The sequence below is a fragment of the Streptomyces sp. NPDC005898 genome, from assembly GCF_040629635.1.
In the GTDB taxonomy this organism is placed as follows: Bacteria; Actinomycetota; Actinomycetes; order Streptomycetales; family Streptomycetaceae; genus Streptomyces.
In genome coordinates this window covers 1-17002 of record NZ_JBEXWC010000012.1, presented here as the reverse complement: position 1 = coordinate 17002, position 17002 = coordinate 1, and the positions used below count along the sequence as shown (strand labels likewise).

Genomic DNA, 17002 nt, shown 5'->3' with positions numbered 1-17002 from the left:
GGCGGGCAGAGGTGCGGGCGCAAGGACGGGCGGCGGTCGGTGGTCGGCGGTCAGTGGTCGGCGGTCGTCGGGTCCACGACGCGTACGCCGAAGTGCGCCGTGAGGGCGGTACAGGACCGGCACAGCTCGGCGAAGGAGCCGTGCAGGGGGTCGCCGTCCTCGCGGATGCGGCGGGTGGTGAGCTTCGCGTGCTTGAGGGCCTTGCGGGCCTCGCCGTTGGTCATGGCTCTGCGCGAGGCCCGCTTGGAGCGGCTCGCGTCAGCCGCCGTGAGATGCCGGGAGATGAGGATGGTCTCCGCGCAGCGGCCGGTGAAGCGTTCGCGCTGACCGCTGGTGAGGGTGTCGAGGAAGTCCTGGACGAGCGGGTGCAGCGCGGGCGGCTCCTCGCCGCGTCCCGGGGTGCAGGTGAGGGTGGTCTGGCCGCGTACGGAGAGCGCGGCGGCCACCGTCGGCAGGATGCCGTCGCGGCGCTGGCGCAGGATCGGGGCGTGCGCGGCGGTGCTGCTCCAGCCCACGCGCGGGTCGCCAAAGACGGCGCCGGGCACCGCCTCCGCCGTGGCCTGTCCGGTCGTGGCCGGCGTGCGGCCGGTCGTCTCGCTCTGTGCCGTGTGCATCATGCTGTGCCCCTCCCCCTTGCTCGCGGTCGTCCCCGCGGGTGTGCCACGCCCCCGCGCCGCGGGGGACAGCCTGTCAAATGGGGCGGGTGGTGCGGAAGCTGGGGCTCTGCGACACGCCTGCCCCGCCCCCGGTTTCGTCGCACGGTGACGGCCTGGTGGCTGCTGGTCATGGAAGCGGAGGCCCGGTGACCGGTGCGGCCCTTGCGCATAGGCTGTGTCGACATCCGCAGTACCAGGGGCCGAGGGAACCAGGATCCACGGCTCGAAACCGGCAGAATCAGAACTTTTCACCGTGCCGCAGGGGGCAACCGCCATGACGACAGGTCGGCTGGGGCAGCAGTCCGCGCCGCCGAACGCGGCCTACGCCGGGCAGGTCGTGCACTTCCCGGACCCGGTCCGTGCCGTCCGCCACCCCAGAGGGGTGCGCGTGGACGAGCGGGGCCATCCGGACTTCTCGCCCTACGCCCGGGCCGCCGCCGAGATCGCGGAGCCCCCCGAGGGCTTCGGCGTGGACGAACTGCGCCTGACGGACTACGTGTCGGCGAACGCGGCGCTCGCGGCGGAGGGCCACGAGCTGTGGGACACGATCCCCCCGGTGGCGACCCCGCACGGCTGGACCTGGCACCACGTGCCGGGCGGCCGCCGCCTGGAACTGGTCCCGGTCGAGGTGAAGGCGCTGCTGCGGCACCACGGCGGGATCGCGACGACGGCCGTGGACCACGACAAGCGGGGCACGCGCCCGCTCCAGGAGACCCGGCCCGCGCACTTCGGCCTGCCGAAGGCGGCGGTCGCGGTGAGCGAACAGCAGGTGCAGGGCGTGGAGGAGGACCTCGGCCTCCGGCTGCCGGGCGCCTACCGCTCCTTTCTCAAGGCGGCGGGCGGCTGCGCGCCGGTGGGCGCGGCGCTCGACGCCGAGCTGGGACTGCTGGTGGACCAGCCGTTCTTCACGGTGCGGGACGTGGCCGCGGTCAACGACCTGGTGTACGTCAACAAGTGCCTGCGCGACCATCTCACCAAGGACTACCTGGGGGTCGGCTTCGTGCAGGGCGGGCTGCTCGCCGTCAAGGTGAAGGGCGACCGGGTCGGTTCCGTGTGGTTTTGCGCGTACGACGACGCGCGGGACGTATCGGAAGCGGCCGGGTGGCCGCCCGCCGAGCGGGTGCGGCGGCTGCTGCTGCCGTGCGGCGACGACTTCGACGCGTTCCTGTCACGGCTCGCGGGCAATCCGCCGGAGCTGGAGACCGTGGCGAACCTGATGGTGGACGGCGGCTTCGCGCGCGCCGTTCCCGTGTCCTCGGCTGGGGAGTGACTAGGCGATGGTGACCTTCGCGCAGGCGCAGGAGCGCGCCGAAGAGTGGATCAACGGCGATGTGCCGGCCCATCGGCACCGGGAGGTGCGGGTCCGGGAGTTCGACCTCGGGTTCGTGGTGTGGGCGCAGGACCGGGAGAACGGTCCGGTGTCCGACGGCGGCGACCAGCGGCTCGTCATCGCCCGCGACAGCGGCGAGGCCACGCTGTGGCCGGCGCTTCCCGTGGGCGAGGTGATCCGCAGGTACGAGGAGGAGTACGGCCTGCCGGACGTGGCACCGCAGGACGCGGTCGCACCGCCGCCGGCGCGGGTCGACCTCAATCAGACGTCGTTCCTGCTGACTCCGCCGGAGTGGCTCCAGGAGGCGGCGGACAAGATGGGCATCCCCGACCGGCGCTCGGGCGGCTCGGACACGGGGGCGTCGTCCTCGGACCCCGGGTCCGAGAAGGTGCCGCCGGGCGACTCCGCGCCGGGTGGCTCTGCGCCGGGTGACTCTGCGGCTGCCGACTCTGCGGCTGCCGACTCCGCGCCGGGCGACTCTGCGCCGGGCGACTCTGCGCCGGGTGACGTCGAGTCCGGCGTCTCCCTGTCCGCCGACGCCGGGCATCCGGCTCCCGAGGCGGCGCCCGCCGCTTCCTCCGTGCCGGAGGGCGGCACGCCGTGGCCCGCGGCGGCCGCACCGGACGAGGACGGCGAACCGGCCCGCCAGGACGACCTGCCCGTGACGTCGCCGGGCGTGCCCATGGGGGCGACCCCGTGGGCCGGTACGGACACCAACGCCGATTCCGGCGACGACTTCTCGGTACCGGCGCCCGCGACGGTGTTCGCGCCGCCGCTGGTCGCCGAGGACGAGGACGAGGCCAGGCCGCGGGGCGTGGCACCGGACGCCAAGACGGCCCTGATGCACGGCGGCAGCCACCTCCCGCCGACGGCGATCGCCCCGGCGCTGGACGCCTCGTCCCCGGGGGAGGCGTCCGCGTACGGATACCCGCAGGGCCGGGGCCAGAACCAGGGCCCGACCACGGGCGACACCGACGCGCCGCGGCAGCCGACGGACGCTTCGGCGTACGGGTATCCGCAGGGCCCGGTCGCGGGTGGGCCGGGTTCGTCGGCGGCGCAGGGCGCGGGTGCCGGTTCGTCCGGTGGGCCGCAGGGGCCCGTCGGTCCGTCTCTTCCGCCTCCGCCCGGGGTGCCGGATGCTTCGGCGTACGGCTATCCGCAGGGGCCGGTCGCGGGTGGGCCGGGTTCGTCGGCGGCGCAGGGTTCGGGTGGGTCCGCCGGTCCGTCTCTTCCGCCTCCGCCGCCCGGCATCCCGGATGCTTCCGCGTACGGCTACCCGCAGGGGCCGGTCGCGGGTGGGGGCAAGGGGCCGCAGGCGTCGTCGGGTTCGCCCGTGCCGTCCGCGCCGGATGCTTCCGCGTACGGGTATCCGCAGGGGGGCGACGGTGCCGGTCCCGGCGCGGCGCAGGAGGAGCCCCGGCCCGCTGGAGCGACGCCGCCGCCTTCGGGGCCCGGCGCTCCCGGTACGCCCGCCGGCGGTTACGTCCCGACGCAGCTCGTCTCCTCGCTCGGCCCCGAGGGGCCCAAGCCGCCCGCCGCCCCGCAGCCCCCCGGGGCCCCCGGTACGCCTCCGGGCGGGGTGCACCATGCCGCGACGATGTTCGCGGACCCGAGCCTCGGCGGGCCCGGCGGGATCAAGCCGCCCGGCGCCCCGCAGCCGCCCGGGCCCCCCGGACCGCCCGGCGCACCCCAGCCTCCGGGACCGCCCGGGCCGCCCGGTACGCCTCCGGGCGGGGTGCATCACGCCGCGACCATGTTCGCGGACCCGAGCCTCGGCGGGCCCGGCGGGATCAAGCCGCCCGGTGCCCCGCAGCCGCCCGGGCCCCCAGGGGTTCCTGGCGCGCCCCAGCCCCCCGGGCCCCCCGGCGCTCCTGGCGCCCCCGGCACTCCGCCGCCCCCCGGCGGCGGTGGCGTCCACCACGCGGCGACGATGCTCGCCGGGCCCGCCGTCGGCGGCTCGGGCGGGCCCGGGATGCCGCCTCCGCCGGCGCCGGTACCGCCCGGGCCGCCCGGACAGCCGTACGGCTATCCGCAGCCGCCCGTCGGCCGGCCCACCGTGGGCCCCGGCTACCAGGCCGTGCTGCGCTACCGCGCGGCCGACGGCTCCGAGCAGCAGCTCATCCGCCGCTCGGCGCCCGGCACCCCGCACCCGGAGTGGCAGATCCTGCACGAGCTGCGCGGCATGAACGTGCCGCCGCAGCAGGTGCTGGAACTCCACACCGAACTGGAGTCCTGCGAGCTGCCGGGCGCGTACTGCGCCCGCATGATCCGGGAGACGTGGCCGCAGGCGCGGATCACCTCCATCGCCCCGTACGGCAGGGACCACGCGTCCCGCCAGCAGGGCATGCGGGAACTCCTCGCGCACCAGGGCGAGTTGCACCAGGTGGCGGACGGCCCGGCCCGCCCGGCGCCGGTGCGCGCGCCGGTGCGGCAGCTGCCGCACGTCCCGGCGATCCCGCCGGAGGGCGTCGCGCAGGAGCTGGCCGCGGCCTTCGGCCCGGGCATCTTCCGCTTCGACCAGCGGGCGGTGTCCCGGCAGGGCGTGCCGGACATCGTGGCGCACACCCTCGTGGTGGCGGGGCTGCCCGTCGACTTCGGGCCGTTCTTCTGGGCGCAGGCCCAGCCGGGCCGGCCGGTGCCGACGCTGGCGGAGCTGGCGCAGGAGCGGGGCGTGCGGCCGGCGTCGGACGCGGGCTCGTACCTGGTGATGGGCAGCGACTTCGGGCGCGCGCTCTGCGTCCAGTACGGCACGGCGAACATCGTGGCCGTGCCGGTGGAGGCCGGTCCCGGCGGCGCGCCCGTCCCGCCGCAGTTCGTGAACACGGGGCTGCCCGAGTTCGCGCGCTGCATGGCGCTGCTCGGCCGGATGTGGCGGCTGCGCTTCGGTCTCAACCAGGAGCAGGCGGGCCGCTGGACCGTCGACTTCCAGGACCAGCTGGCCGCCCTGGACCCGGCGGCGCTCGCGTCACCGGAGAGCTGGTGGTCGGTGCTCCTGGAACAGATGTGGGACGGGCTGCTCTAGACCGGCGGCGCACGAAGACCGCGGAAGGCGCTCGGCCCGTACGACGGGCCGGGCGCCTTCGCGTGCCGGGGGCTTTCGGGTTTCCGGGGCGATTACCGCATCCTTGACCGGGTGGAGCGGGCGGAGTGTCGCGTTATGAGCGCTTCCGCTTGATCCATCAAGATGTGCGCCAATCGCGCTGTACGCGTGAGGTACGTCGGAGAGGGGTTCCCAGGATGAGCAGCAGCGGTGCATCGCCGTCGCCGCACGGCTTCACCACCGTGCGTGGGCGCGGCTACCGGCCCCGGCAGGTGGAGGCGTACGCGGCCGGTCTTTCCCGGGAGCGGGACGATGCGTGGGAGCGCGCCGCCCGGCTGACCGTACTGGCCAAGGACATGGAGGCCCGGGCCGAGCAGCTGCGGGACGCGGTCTCACGGCTCGCCCCGCAGACGTACGAGACGCTCGGCGAACGGGCCCGGCAGATCCTGGCGCTCGCGGAGGCGGAGGCGGCCGCCGTGGGGGAGGCGGCGCGGGCGCAGGCGCGGGCCGAGACGGAGGAGGCGGACGCCGAGGGGCGCGAGGCGCGGGAGGCGGCCCGCGCGTACGCCGACGAGGTGACCGCCGAAGCCGACGAGTGGGTCAGGCGGCGGCTCCTGGAGGACCGGGCCACGGCCGACGACGCCCGCATCTCCGCCCGGCGGGACGTCAAGGAGTGGCGCGGCGAGGCGCTGGCCGCGCTGCGGGAGACGCGGCAGCGGTGCGAGGGGCTGCTCGCCGAGCGGGAGAAGGAGCAGGCCGAGCGGTGGGAGGCGGCCGAGCGGGAGATCGCCGAGCGGGAGACGGCGGCGGACGCGCGCGACACGGAGCGGATCGCCGCCGCCGAGGCGCGGCTGGCCGCGGCCAAGCGGGCCTTCGCCGAGACGGAGGAGGCCGCGCGGCACGGGGAGGAGGACGCGCAGGCGCGGGGCGCGGAGATCGTCGCCCAGGCGCGGCTGCGGGAGGAGCGGATCATCCGGGAGACGGAGCGGGTGCTGCGGGAGCACGGGGAGCGCTGGGACGAGGTGCGGGCACACATGGATCACGTACGGAGCAGCCTCGCGGCCCTCACGGGCCGGGCCCCGGCGGAGGAGACGCCGTAGCCCCTCCGGCGCGGGGCCGCCCCGGCGCCACACGGCGGATCTCTCCGCCGCCCGGCCCGTTCCCCGTGCCCGGCCCCTCCACCCCGTCCACACCATGCGGGCCAGTCCACCCCGTGGCGGCCCGTCACCCGTGCCCGTCCGCTCACCCATGCCCGCCCGTGCACCGCGGCGCCGCGTGCACTCGGGCCGGCCCGTCCACCGCGGCGGCCCGGCACCCGTGCCCGCCCGTCCACCCCGCGCCCGCCCGTGCGCCCCGGTCAACCCCCGCCCGCCCCGTCACCCCGTGCTGCTTCGGTGCTGGAGGTCCTTTTGTGGGCGAGGGTCCTTGAGGACCGGGAAGCGGCGCGGGGCGACGAGGAGCAGGGCGAGCAGGGCGAGGGCGGCCGCGCAGGCCGCGCCGATGTAGACGGCGTCGACCGCCGCGTCCACCGCCCGGCGCAGCCGCTCCGGGTCGGCGACGGAGCCGGGGTCCTCCAGGGCGCGGGCCACGGAGTCGAGTGAGCCGGAGCCGCCCAGCCGTGCGCTCAGTACGCCGTTGGCCACCGCGCCGAAGAGGGCGGCGCCGAGGGTCTGGCCGATCTGGCGGCAGAACAGGACGGACGCGGTGGCGGTGCCGCGCTCGGCCCAGCCGACGGTGGACTGCACGCCGACGATCAGCGGCAGCTGGACGAGGCCGAGCGCCGCGCCGAGGAGCAGCATGACCAGCGCGGGCTGCCAGGCGCTGCCGGGGTAGGGGAGCAGGGGGAAGGCGCACAGGATCAGGGCGGCCGCGAGGATGCCGGCGACCGCGGTGTCCCGAAAGCCGATCCTGCGGTACACGTGCTGGCTGAACGCGGCGGAGACCGGCCAGCTCAGGGTCATCACGGAGAGCACGAACCCGGCGGCGACCGGGGCGAGTCCGAGCACGGACTGGGCGTAGGCGGGCAGGAAGACCGTGGGGGCGACCATCAGCAGGCCGAGCGCGCCGAGCGCGAGGTTCACCGCGGCGATGGTGCGCCGCCGCCACACCCAGCCGGGGATGATCGGCTCCGCGGCCCGCCGCTCGACGAGGACGACGACGGCCACCAGCGCGAGCCCGGCGGCGAACAGCGCGAGCGAGGGCGCCGAGAGCCACGGCCAGGCGACGCCGCCCTGTACGAGCGCGGTCAGCAGTACGCCGCCGCAGGCGAAGACGGCGAGCGCGCCGGGCCAGTCGACGCGGCCCCGCGCCACCGCCTCCCGGGCCGGCTCGTGCAGGTGACGCGCGATCAGCCAGAGGGCGAGCGCCCCGATCGGCAGATTGACGAGGAAGATCCAGCGCCAGTGGGCCGAGGAGGCGATGAGGCCGCCGAGGGCCGGGCCCGCGACCGACGAGGCGGCCCACACGGTCGACAACCGCGCCTGGATCCTGGGGCGTTCCTTCAGCGGGTACAGGTCCGCGGCGAGCGTCTGGACGGTGCCCTGGATGGCGCCGCCGCCGAGGCCCTGCACGACGCGGAAGGCGATGAGCGACTCCATGTTCCAGGCGAGCGCGCACAGGGCCGAGCCGAGCAGGAACAGCACGCAGCCCGTGAGGAGCACGGGCTTGCGGCCGAAGGTGTCGGAGAGCTTGCCGTAGACGGGCAGGGTGACCGTGGCGGCCAGGAGGTACCCGGAGAAGAGCCAGGAGAAGATCGGGAAGCCGCCGAGCGAGCCCACGATCTGGGGGACGGCGGTCGACACGATCGTGGCGTCCACCGCGGTCAGCGCCATGGCCAGCATCAGCGCGGCGACGACCGCGCCCCGGTTGCGTATCGCGTGCTGCGCGTCCACGGCGATCCCTTCCCCCTGCACCCAGTTGCTGCGGGCCACTTTCTCACCCGTAGGGGGTGGAGGGCAGGGTGGAGCGAACCCTGAGGCGACCTCCACCAGCGGGTGGAGATCCCCTAGGGGAACCTCCGTACTACGGACCGGGGAGGGCTCGTACTGCCGGAGGATGAGCGGGCCCCGGCCGGTCCTTAGATTGGCTTTATGGCGCACCGCACCCGTGGGGGTGGGGTTTTCCCCCGCAAAAGACTGGGCCGAGCACCAGGGCGCCGGGCCACTCGGGGGCACCAGACTTCTTCGTACGGCGAAGACTTCACGACATCCGCTTCACCGCATGACCGACATAGGAGACGTACCGTGACATCGGCTGTGACCACACCCAGGCACGGGGGCACTGGAGGGCGTACGGCCGTGGCGGCACGGGCACGCCAGGTCGTGAAGGCGTACGGCTCGGGGGAGACCCGGGTCGTCGCGCTCGACCACATCGACGTGGACATCGCCCGCGGGCAGTTCACCGCGATCATGGGTCCCTCCGGCTCCGGCAAGTCCACCCTGATGCACTGCCTCGCCGGTCTCGACACCGTCACCTCCGGGCAGATCCACCTGGACGAGACCGAGATCACCGGCCTGAAGGACAAGAAGCTCACGCAGCTGCGCCGGGACCGGATCGGCTTCATCTTCCAGGCGTTCAACCTCCTCCCGACGCTCAACGCGCTGGAGAACATCACGCTCCCCATGGACATAGCCGGCCGCAGGCCCGACCGTGCCTGGCTCGACCAGGTCGTGGAGACCGTGGGCCTCGCCGGGCGCCTCAAGCACCGCCCGACCGAGCTGTCCGGCGGCCAGCAGCAGCGCGTCGCCGTGGCCCGCGCGCTCGCCTCCCAGCCGGAGATCATCTTCGGTGACGAGCCGACCGGGAACCTCGACTCCCGTGCCGGGGCCGAGGTGTTGGGCTTCCTGCGCCGCTCGGTGACCGACCTGGGCCAGACCATCGTGATGGTCACGCACGACCCGGTCGCCGCCTCGTACGCGGACCGGGTGCTGTACCTCGCCGACGGCCGGATCGTGGACGAGATGCACCACCCGACCGCCGACCAGGTCCTGGACCGCATGAAGTCCTTCGACGCCCGGGGGCGCACGTCATGACCGTCCTCAAGACCTCGATGCGCAACTTCTTCGCGCACAAGGGCCGGATGGCGCTCTCCGCGGTGGCCGTGGTCCTGTCGGTGGCGTTCGTGTGCGGCACGCTCGTCTTCTCCGACACGATGGGCACCACCTTCGACAAGCTCTTCGCGGCGACGTCCGCCGATGTCACGGTCTCCCCCAAGTCCGCCGAGGACCCGAACGAGGCACCGCGCAGCGGCAGACCGGAGTCGCTGCCCGCCTCCGTCCTCACCGAGGTGAAGAAGGCCGACGGCGTCCGGGCCGCCGAGGGCGCGGTCGCCAGCCAGAGCGTGACCGTCGTCGACTCCGACAACAAGAACCTGGGCCCGAGCAACGGCGGCCCGACCATCGCCGGCAACTGGACGCGCAACGAACTGCGTTCGATGGACATCACCTCGGGCCACGCCCCGCGCGGACCCACCGAGATGATGGTCGACGCCGACACGGCCGACAAGCACGACCTGAGGATCGGCGACAGGCTGCGCACCATCGCCGCCACCGGCGAGCACACCGCGAAGATCTCCGGCATCGCCACCTTCAAGGTCACCAACCCGGGCGCCGCGATCGTCTACTTCGACACCGCCACCGCCCAGCGCGAACTGCTCGGCGCCACCGGCCGGTTCACCCACCTCAACCTCACCGCCGCCGCGGGCGTCAGCGACACCCGGCTGAAGGCGAACGTGGCGGCCGCCCTGGACAAGAGCGCCTACGACATCAAGACGCAGAAGGAGACCGCCGACGACAACCGCAAGTCCGTCAGCAGCTTCCTGGACGTCATGAAGTACGCGATGCTCGGCTTCGCCGGGATCGCCTTCCTCGTCGGCATCTTCCTGATCATCAACACGTTCTCGATGCTGGTCGCCCAGCGCACCCGCGAGATCGGCCTGATGCGCGCCATCGGCTCCAGCCGCAAGCAGGTCAACCGCTCCGTGCTCGTCGAGGCCCTGCTGCTCGGCGTGTTCGGCTCCCTCCTCGGTGTCGGCGCGGGCATCGGCCTCGCCGTCGGACTGATGAAGCTCATGTCGGGCATCGGCATGGAACTGTCCACCGGCGACCTCACCGTCAACTGGACGACCCCCGTGGTCGGCATGGTTCTCGGCGTCGTCGTCACCGTCCTCGCCGCCTACCTGCCCGCGCGCCGGGCCGGCAAGGTCTCCCCGATGGCCGCCCTGCGCGACGCGGGCACCCCGGCCGACGGCAGGGCGGGCGCGCTGCGCGCCGTCATCGGCCTGGTCCTCACCGGCGTCGGCGTCCTCGGCCTCTACACCGCCGCGCGGGCCGACGAGGCCAAGGAGGGCTCGCTCTTCCTCGGCGGCGGGATCGTCCTGACCCTCATCGGCTTCGTCGTCATCGGCCCGGTGCTCGCCTCCGGTGTCGTCCGGGTCCTCAGCGCGGTCCTGCTGCGGGTCTTCGGCCCGGTCGGCCGGATGGCCGAGCGCAACGCCCTGCGCAACCCGCGCCGTACCGGCGCCACCGGCGCGGCCCTGATGATCGGCCTCGCGCTGGTCGCCTGCCTCTCGGTGGTCGGCTCCTCGATGGTCGCCTCCGCCACGGACGAGCTGGACAAGTCCGTCGGCGCCGACTTCATCGTGCGGCCCACCCAGCCCGGCGGCTTCATCACGGAGAAGGCCGCCGCGGCCCTGGGGAAGGCAGACCACATCGGCCACATCACCCGCTACAAGGAGGTCGAGGCGGACCTGACCACGCCCGGCGGCAGGACGGCGGACGGCATCGGCCTCAGCGCCGCCGACCCGACGTACGCCGAGGACCTGCGCCGCGAGACGGTCGCCGGCGAACTGTCCGCCGCCTACGGCGAGAACGCCATGTCGGTCGGTGACGACTTCGCGAAGAAGTACAGGCTGAAGGTCGGCGACAAGGTGAAGCTCGCCTTCGAGCACGGCAGGACGGCCGAGCTGAGGCTCGCGGCGATCACCTCGGACGAAAGCTCCGTCGACAAGGGCGCGATGTACACGAACATCACGACCGTGGCGAAGTACCTCCCGGCGGACCGGATGCCGCAGAACTCGATCATGTTCGCCACGGCCGACAAGGGCCAACAGGACGCCGCCTACAAGTCCCTGAAGGACTCCCTGGCCACCTACCCCCAGTACAAGGTCATGGACCAGACGGACTTCAAGGAGGACCTGAAGAACCAGGTCGGCCAGATGCTGAACATGGTCTACGGCCTGCTCGGCCTCGCGATCATCGTCGCCATCCTCGGCGTGGTGAACACCCTGGCCCTCTCGGTGGTCGAGCGCACCCGTGAGATAGGCCTGATGCGGGCCATCGGCCTCTCGCGCCGCCAGCTGCGCCGCATGATCCGCCTGGAGTCGGTGGTCATCGCCCTCTTCGGGGCGCTGCTCGGCCTCGGGCTCGGCATGGGCTGGGGGGCGACGGCCCAGAAGCTCCTCGCCCTGGAGGGACTGAAGGTCCTGGAGATCCCGTGGCCGACGATCATCGCGGTCTTCATCGGGTCGGCGTTCGTGGGCCTGTTCGCCGCGCTGGTCCCCGCCTTCCGGGCCGGCCGGATGAACGTCCTGAACGCGATCGCCACCGAATAGCCTCCGCCACGGGGGTGCGGGGGAGACCGGCCCCGGCGAACGCGCGACGCGCGTCCGCCGGGGCCGTCTGCCGTCCGTGCCCCCGCCCGTGCCCCGCGCGGCGGCCTTGCCTCAGACCCTGCGCAGCAGGACGTAGCCGTACGCGGCGTCCTCCGCCACGTAATGGGTGCCGGGATGCAGCTTCTCGGCGTACGCGACCGGGTCCTTCGTCCAGCCCGAGCGGATGTCGAGGGCCACGTACCGGGGGACGACCGGGCGGGCCGCGCCCACCCAGAAGACGCGGGCGCGGGAGGTGAGCCGGCTGATGGGCCCGATGTTCGCCTCCACGGTGGCGTCGTCCGGCACCCGCTCCAGCATCCGCTCCACCGCCACCACCTGCCCGCTCTTGCGGTAGGTGCCGGCCTCGGTGAGACCCGCGAGCGGCAGGGACGTGGTCAGGGCGAGCGCGGCGGCCGCGACACAGGCCGGCAGCCGGTCGGCGTACTGGCGCAGCCACGGCCGCCCGCTGCGGCGGGAGACGTCCACGGCGTCGACGAGGGCGAGCAGCAGCACCGGCATCAGGACGGCGCTGTAGTGCCAGTCGGTGCCCCAGTAGTGGTCGTCGCCGGACAGGAAGCGCCAGCCGAGCGTGGGCAGCGCGACCAGCAGCAGCGGCGAGCGCAGGGCGAGCAGCCCGGTGGTCGGGATCAGCAGCCAGGCGAGGGTGCGCAGCTTCGTGCCGAGCCCGTCGAACGCCCCGGAGGCCGCGCCGCCCTCCCCGACCTTGTCCCAGTAGTCGTACGCGCCGCCCGAGTTGAACGCGGGAATGACCAGGGTGAGCGTGACCAGGGCGGCGACCGCGCCGAAGGCGGCGACGGCGAGGGCCTCGGGCACCGCCTTCGCGTGGCCGCGCCGGTGCGCGCGGAACGCCACGACGAGCGCGATCGCGGCGAGCGTGAGCCCGAGGTCCTCCTTGACGAGGACCAGCGGCAGCGCCCACAGCAGCGCGGCCCGCCACCGCTGCCGCAGCAGGGCCTCCAGGGAGAACGCGATCAGCGGTACGGCGAAGCAGATCTCGTGGAAGTCGAAGTCGACGGCACGCTGGATGCCCCAGGACAGGCCGTAGGCGACCCCGACGGCGAGCCCCGACACCCGCCCGAGCAGCCGGGTCGCGGCCCGCGTGACGGGGATCGCGGAGAGGGCGAGGAGCAGCGCCTGCGCGACGAGCAGGGTGACGGGCGAGGGGAAGAGCCGGTAGGCGGGCGCGAGGAGCGCGGTGACGGGGCTGAAGTGGTCGCCGAGGATGTTGGCGCCGGGCCCCTTGAGGTCGGCGACCGGCGCCCGGAGGTGCGCGTAGGCCCGCACGGCCTGCTCGAAGATCCCGAGGTCCCAGGAGCGGGTCTCCATGCGCCGGTGGCGCCCGACGGACACGACGGCGTACGCGAGGAACAGCGCGCCGGCGAGGAGAGGCGGGACGCGGTCCCAGACGCCGCGGGTCCCTGGGCGGGGGCCGGGACGGGCCTGGTCCCGCGACGGTATGAGCTCGTCGCCGCGCTCCTGCGCGGGGGCGTCGGGCTGTGCTCCGGGCATGGGGGTGACTTCCTGGTCGGATTCGGCTCCTCCGGCGTCCGAGGAGCGGGTCCGGGGCGGAGCCCCCGTGGCGGGGGCCTTCCCATCCCGTTGTCGCAACATTGTGCGCCAGACACGGCCCCGCCCCACCGGGCACCCCGGGCCAAGGGCCCGCGCCGGCCGACCCGGAGTCGTAGGCTGGAGGCCCCCCGGCCCGAGAGAAAGCCTTCCATGAGCCTGCACGGTCTGCTCGACGCTGTCGTCAAGGACGCGGCACTCGCCGAGGCGGTCAAGGCCGCCACCGACGGCCACCGCTCGCACGTCGACCTGGTCGGGCCGCCCGCGGCGCGCCCCTTCGCCGTGGCGGCACTGGCCCGCGAGAGCGGCCGCCCCGTCCTCGCCGTGACGGCCACGGGCCGCGAGGCGGAGGACCTGGCCGCCGCGCTGCGCACGATCCTGCCGCCGGACGGCGTCGTGGACTACCCCTCCTGGGAGACGCTGCCGCACGAGCGTCTCTCGCCCCGCTCCGACACGGTCGGCCGCCGCCTCGCGGTCCTGCGGCGCCTGGCCCACCCCCGCCCGGACGACCCCGAGACCGGCCCGGTCTCCGTCATCGTCGCGCCCGTCCGCTCGGTGCTCCAGCCGCAGGTCAAGGGCCTGGGCGACCTGGAGCCCGTGGCCCTGCGCGCCGGGCAGAGCGCTGACCTGGGCGAGGTCGTCGGCGCGCTCGCGGCGGCCGCGTACGCGCGGGTCGAGCTGGTCGAGAAGCGCGGGGAGTTCGCCGTGCGCGGCGGCATCCTCGACGTCTTCCCGCCGACCGAGGAACACCCGCTGCGCGTGGAGTTCTGGGGCGACGACGTCGAGGAGATCCGCTACTTCAAGGTCGCCGACCAGCGCTCCCTGGAGGTCGCCGAGCACGGCCTGTGGGCGCCGCCCTGCCGTGAACTGCTGCTCACCGATGACGTACGGCAGCGGGCCGCGGCTCTCGCCGAGCGCCACCCGGAGCTGGGCGAGCTGCTCGGCAAGATCGCCGAGGGCATCGCCGTCGAGGGCATGGAGTCCCTCGCCCCGGTCCTGGTGGACGAGATGGAGCTGCTGCTCGACGTCATGCCGAAGAACAGCATGGCGGTGGTCTGCGACCCGGAGCGGGTGCGCACGCGCGCGGCGGACCTGGTGGCGACCTCGCAGGAGTTCCTCCAGGCCAGCTGGGCGGCGACGGCCGGCGGCGGGGAGGCGCCGATCGACGTGGGCGCGGCCTCCCTGTGGGGCATCGCGGACGTCCGGGACCACGCGCGCGACCTCGGCATGATGTGGTGGTCGGTGAGCCCCTTCGCCGCCGACGAGGAGCTGGACGCGGACACCCTCAAGCTCGGCATGCACGCCCCGGAGTCCTACCGCGGCGACACCGCGAAGGCGCTGGCCGACACCAAGGGCTGGCTCGCCGACGGCTGGCGCACCGTCTACGTCACCGAGGGGCACGGCCCCGCCGCCCGCACCGTGGAGGTCCTCGGCGGCGAGGGCATCGCGGCCCGCCTGGACGGCGACCTCACCGAGCTGACGCCGTCGCTGGTGCACGTCTCCTGCGGCTCGATCGACTTCGGCTTCGTCGACCCCGCGCTGAAGCTCGCCGTCCTCACCGAGACCGACCTGTCGGGCCAGAAGGCGGCCGGCAAGGACGGCCGGCGCATGCCCGCGCGCCGCCGCAAGACGATCGACCCGCTGACCCTGGAGGCCGGCGACTACATCGTCCACGAGCAGCACGGCGTCGGCCGCTACATCGAGATGGTGCAGCGCACCGTCCAGGGTGCGACCCGCGAGTACCTCGTCGTGGAGTACGCCCCCGCCAAGCGCGGCCAGCCCGGCGACCGGCTGTACATCCCCACCGACCAGCTGGAGCAGATCACCAAGTACGTCGGCGGTGAGGCGCCGACCCTGCACCGCCTCGGCGGCGCCGACTGGACCAAGACCAAGGCGCGCGCGAAGAAGGCCGTCAAGGAGATCGCCGCCGACCTCATCAAGCTGTACTCCGCCCGCATGGCCGCGCCCGGCCACGCCTTCGCCCCCGACACGCCCTGGCAGCGCGAGCTGGAGGACGCCTTCCCGTACGCGGAGACGCCCGACCAGCTGACCACGATCGCCGAGGTCAAGGAGGACATGGAGAAGACGGTCCCGATGGACCGCCTGATCTGCGGCGACGTCGGCTACGGCAAGACGGAGATCGCCGTGCGCGCGGCCTTCAAGGCGGTGCAGGACGGCAAGCAGGTCGCCGTCCTCGTGCCCACCACGCTCCTGGTGCAGCAGCACTTCGGCACCTTCTCCGAGCGCTACTCCCAGTTCCCCGTCAACGTGAAGGCGCTCAGCCGCTTCCAGACGGAGACCGAGTCCAAGGCGACCCTGGAGGGGCTGCGCGACGGCTCGGTGGACATCGTCATCGGCACGCACCGCCTGTTCTCCTCCGAGACCAAGTTCAAGGACCTCGGCCTGGTCATCGTCGACGAGGAGCAGCGCTTCGGCGTCGAGCACAAGGAGCAGCTGAAGAAGCTGCGGGCCAACGTCGACGTGCTCACCATGTCGGCCACCCCCATCCCCCGTACGCTCGAAATGGCGGTCACCGGCATCCGGGAGATGTCCACGATCACCACCCCGCCCGAGGAGCGCCACCCGGTCCTGACCTTCGTGGGCCCCTACGAGGAGAGGCAGATCGGCGCGGCCATCCGCCGTGAACTGCTGCGCGAGGGCCAGGTCTTCTACATCCACAACCGCGTCGAGTCCATCGACCGCGCGGCGGCCCGGCTGCGCGACATCGTGCCCGAGGCGCGGATCGCGATCGCCCACGGCCAGATGAGCGAACAGGCCCTGGAGCAGGTCGTCGTGGACTTCTGGGAGAAGAAGTTCGACGTGCTCGTCTCCACGACGATCGTCGAGTCCGGCATCGACATCTCCAACGCCAACACCCTGATCGTGGAGCGCGGCGACAACTTCGGCCTCTCCCAGCTCCACCAGCTGCGCGGCCGCGTCGGCCGGGGCCGCGACCGCGGCTACGCCTACTTCCTCTACCCGCCGGAGAAGCCCCTCACGGAGACCGCCCACGAGCGCCTGGCGACCATCGCCCAGCACACGGAGATGGGCGCGGGCATGTACGTGGCGATGAAGGACCTGGAGATCCGCGGCGCCGGCAATCTCCTCGGCGGCGAGCAGTCCGGGCACATCGCGGGCGTCGGCTTCGACCTGTACGTCCGCATGGTCGGCGAGGCGGTGGCCGACTACCGCGCCTCGCTGGAGGGCGGGGTGGAGGAGGAGCCGCCCCTGGAGGTCAAGATCGAGCTGCCGGTGGACGCGCACGTCCCGCACGACTACGCCCCCGGCGAGCGGCTGCGCCTCCAGGCTTACCGGGCGATCGCCTCCGCCACCACGGAGGAGGACGTCAAGGCGGTGCGCGAGGAGCTGACCGACCGCTACGGCAAGCTGCCGGAGCCGGTGGAGAACCTCCTGCTCGTCGCGGGCCTGCGGATGCTCGCGCGGGCCTGCGAGGTCGGCGAGATCGTCCTCCAGGGCAACAACATCCGCTTCGCGCCGGTGGAGTTGCGCGAGTCGCAGGAGCTGCGGCTCAAGCGCCTCTACCCGGGCACGGTCATCAGGGCGAACGCCCACCAGATCCTGGTGCCGCGCCCCAAGACCGCGAAGGTCGGCGGCAAGCCGCTGGTCGGCCGCGAACTCCTCGGATCCGCTGGAGGACCTTCAGGGTGTGGACGTAGTCCTCGTCCGTGACGCCCTCGCGGATCTCCGCGAGGATGTCCCGCTGGCGCGCGGCCACACCG

General features: G+C 73.8%; 9 protein-coding genes. 6 read left to right on the top strand and 3 right to left on the bottom strand.

The features are described 5' to 3' along the window. Positions 1 to 50 precede the first annotated feature (50 nt). Positions 51 to 614, bottom strand: coding sequence for a YwqJ-related putative deaminase (locus tag ABZ385_RS17960; RefSeq protein WP_358579670.1), 564 nt, complete (start codon positions 612 to 614; stop codon positions 51 to 53). A 316-nt stretch (positions 615 to 930) separates the two neighbouring features. Here ABZ385_RS17960 and ABZ385_RS17955 point away from each other — a divergent pair, with 316 nt between their 5' ends. The 3 genes from ABZ385_RS17955 to ABZ385_RS17945 all read left to right on the top strand — a co-directional run bounded on the left by ABZ385_RS17955 (position 931) and on the right by ABZ385_RS17945 (position 6126). Beyond that, entirely contained in the window at positions 931 to 1926 is a 996-nt protein-coding gene (locus ABZ385_RS17955; protein ID WP_358912114.1) for an SMI1/KNR4 family protein, read from the top strand. Between the two features lie 7 nt (positions 1927 to 1933). Continuing rightward, complete coding sequence (locus ABZ385_RS17950) at positions 1934 to 5008, top strand: SUKH-4 family immunity protein (protein WP_358912112.1); 3075 nt, start codon at positions 1934 to 1936, stop codon at positions 5006 to 5008. 215 nt (positions 5009 to 5223) lie between these two features. After that, positions 5224 to 6126: a cellulose-binding protein gene (locus ABZ385_RS17945; protein WP_358912111.1), complete on the top strand. Its 903-nt coding sequence runs from the start codon at positions 5224 to 5226 to the stop codon at positions 6124 to 6126. A gap of 276 nt (positions 6127 to 6402) precedes the next feature. Here the strand turns inward: ABZ385_RS17945 and ABZ385_RS17940 are convergent, their stop codons facing one another. After that, positions 6403 to 7938, bottom strand: coding sequence for an MDR family MFS transporter (locus ABZ385_RS17940; RefSeq protein WP_358586865.1), 1536 nt, complete (start codon positions 7936 to 7938; stop codon positions 6403 to 6405). A gap of 330 nt (positions 7939 to 8268) precedes the next feature. Here ABZ385_RS17940 and ABZ385_RS17935 point away from each other — a divergent pair, with 330 nt between their 5' ends. Both ABZ385_RS17935 and ABZ385_RS17930 read left to right on the top strand, forming a co-directional pair. Continuing rightward, positions 8269 to 9057, top strand: coding sequence for an ABC transporter ATP-binding protein (locus ABZ385_RS17935; protein ID WP_358586852.1), 789 nt, complete (start codon positions 8269 to 8271; stop codon positions 9055 to 9057). After that, positions 9054 to 11636, top strand: a complete 2583-nt coding sequence (locus ABZ385_RS17930) for an FtsX-like permease family protein (protein ID WP_358912109.1) — start codon at positions 9054 to 9056, stop codon at positions 11634 to 11636. Before ABZ385_RS17935 ends, ABZ385_RS17930 begins: the two co-directional genes overlap by 4 nt. A 111-nt stretch (positions 11637 to 11747) precedes the next feature. On the opposite strand, the gene ABZ385_RS17925 is transcribed toward ABZ385_RS17930, so the two are convergent. After that, positions 11748 to 13022, bottom strand: coding sequence for a DUF2079 domain-containing protein (locus ABZ385_RS17925; RefSeq protein WP_358912256.1), 1275 nt, complete (start codon positions 13020 to 13022; stop codon positions 11748 to 11750). Positions 13023 to 13415: 393 nt separating this feature from the next. Here ABZ385_RS17925 and mfd point away from each other — a divergent pair, with 393 nt between their 5' ends. Beyond that, the gene (gene mfd / locus ABZ385_RS17920; RefSeq protein ID WP_358912107.1) at positions 13416 to 16952 is read left to right on the top strand and encodes a transcription-repair coupling factor; all 3537 of its coding nucleotides are present in this window, start codon (positions 13416 to 13418) and stop codon (positions 16950 to 16952) included. The last annotated feature ends 50 nt before the right edge of the window (positions 16953 to 17002 follow it).